The sequence below is a fragment of the Saccharothrix sp. ST-888 genome (genome assembly GCF_000955975.1).
In the GTDB taxonomy this organism is placed as follows: Bacteria; Actinomycetota; Actinomycetes; order Streptomycetales; family Streptomycetaceae; genus Kitasatospora.
Genome location: NZ_JYJF01000281.1, coordinates 1 through 1,231 on the forward strand (window position 1 = coordinate 1; position 1,231 = coordinate 1,231).

General features: G+C 69.2%; 2 protein-coding genes. Both read right to left on the bottom strand.

The window, feature by feature from the left end; all coding sequences use genetic code 11:
* The coding region (locus tag UK12_RS32630) for an IS3 family transposase (protein ID WP_197085366.1) at positions 1-856 on the bottom strand (856 nt) is incomplete at its 3' end.
* Positions 853-1,143, bottom strand: a complete 291-nt coding sequence (locus UK12_RS32635; RefSeq protein WP_045306830.1) for a transposase — start codon at positions 1,141-1,143, stop codon at positions 853-855. The genes UK12_RS32635 and UK12_RS32630, both read right to left, overlap by 4 nt.
* Positions 1,144-1,231 lie beyond the last annotated feature (88 nt).

A 1,231-nucleotide genomic window follows, 5' to 3' on the forward strand; every position in this document is an offset into this window, starting at 1 on the left:
GGCGGATCTCGAGTGGCGTGAGGTAGCCCCACTCGGGGTGTCTGCGTAGACGCCTACGGTTATAGAAGGTCTCGATGAACGCGAAGACCTCCGCGCGGGCGGTGGCGCGGTCCGGCCAGACCCGGGTGCCGATCTCCTCCTTCAGCACGGCGAAGAAGCTCTCGGCGGCGGCGTTATCGTAACAGGAGCCGACTCGCCCCATCGACTGCCGCATGTCCAACTTGCCTATCTCGCTGCGGAATTCATTCGAAGTGTATTCACTGCCGCGGTCCGAGTGGAAGATGCAGCCGCGTTCCAGGCCGCCGCGGCCGGCGGCCATCCTCAGCGCGGCCACCGGTAGTTCGGCGCGGTGGTGGTCGGCCATCGCGTAGCCGACGACTTCACGGGTGGCCAGGTCGATGCAGGTGGCCAGGTAGAGCCAGCCCTCCTCGGTCGGCAGGCAGGTCATGTCGCCGACCAGCCGTACTCCGGGGCGGGGTGCGGTGAAGTCGCGCCCGATCAGGTCCGGGGCGAACACGGGCTTGCGGGCCGGGCGGGTCAGGGAGCGGCGTCGGCGGCGGGTGATGCCCGTGATCCCGCGCTCGCGCATGATCCGCTCCACCTTCTTTCGGTTGACCGCCCGGCCCTGGCGCCGCAGTTCCGCGTGCACGCGCGGGACGCCGTACGCGCCCCTGGAAGCGAGGTGGATCACCGCGATCTCGGCGGCGAGCAGGTCCTCGGCCCGCTTGCGGGCGCGCCGGGCCTGCTCGCCGGCCCGCCAGTCGTAGAACGAGGACCGGGCAATGCCCAGGACGCGGCAGATCCGCTTGACGCCCCAGGCGCCGTGGTGGTCTTCAACGAAACGGAAGCGGATCACCGTGTCGTCTCGGCCGCGAAATAGGCGGCCGCCTTGCGCAGGATCTCGATGGTCTTCTGCTGCTCGACGGTCTGGCGCCGCAGCCGGGTGAGTTCCTCGCGCTCGGCGCTGGTCAGCTCGCCTGGCCGACCCTCGCCACGGTCCGTGCGGTCCTGCTTGACCCAACCCCGCAGCCCCTCCGGGCTGACCCCCAGCTCCCGAGCGATCTCGGTGACGTTCCGGTGCGGCGACGAGCGCACCAGCGCGACCGCGTCCCGCTTGAACTCCGCCGTATACCGCTTACTCATGTTGCTCTTGGTTCCCACCTGAAACTGCTTCCTCCGGGCTCACATGTCCCAGTGTCCAGGTGTCCGAGCCGAGGGTGGAACTTCACGC

Coding starts and splice junctions, on each gene's coding strand:
- UK12_RS32635 (WP_045306830.1), bottom strand. CDS start 1,143: ATGAGTAAGCGGTATACGGCGGAGTTCAAGCGGGACGCGGTCGCGCTG.